Origin of the sequence: Paraburkholderia sp. BCC1884, from assembly GCF_900996225.1 — a bacterium.
Classification (GTDB): domain Bacteria; phylum Pseudomonadota; class Gammaproteobacteria; order Burkholderiales; family Burkholderiaceae; genus Paraburkholderia.
Map to the genome: position 1 here is coordinate 1 of NZ_CAAJGL010000010.1, position 465 is coordinate 465.

Sequence of the window (465 nt, forward strand, 5' to 3'; positions counted from 1 at the left end):
GACTTCTCGGCCAAGCCCGGCGTGGCCAACATGTTCGGCGTGGTGGGCAGCGACGCGAACGCGATCGAGCCGAAGAAGCGGCCGCTGTCGTCGATGTCGCCGACCATCCTCACCAAGGACGGCAAGGTCTCGCTGGTGATCGGCACGCCGGGCGGCTCCCGCATCTTCACCTCGATCTTCCAGGTGATCACCAACGTCTACGACTTCGGCATGCCGCTCAAGGAGGAAGTCGGCGCGTTCCGCTTCCATCACCAGCTGCTGCCGCCTAACACGATCTTCTGGGAGCCCTATCACCCGATCACCGGCGAGCTGGCGCAGCAGATCGAGGCCAAGGGCTACACGCTGAAGGGGCAGGATTTCAGCGGCGACATCCAGGTGATCCGGGTCGATGGCAAGTCGCCCGAGGTGGCGGCCGATCCGCGCGGGCGCGGCGTCACGCGCGTGATCCGCTAAGGTCGCGCAAGC

The 465-nt window shown here is 66.0% G+C and carries 1 protein-coding gene; it reads left to right on the top strand.

Annotated features, from left to right (window positions below; genetic code table 11):
• On the top strand, positions 1-453 hold a 453-nt coding region (locus FQ705_RS00050), incomplete at its 5' end, for a gamma-glutamyltransferase (protein WP_186307750.1).
• Positions 454-465: the final 12 nt, after the last annotated feature.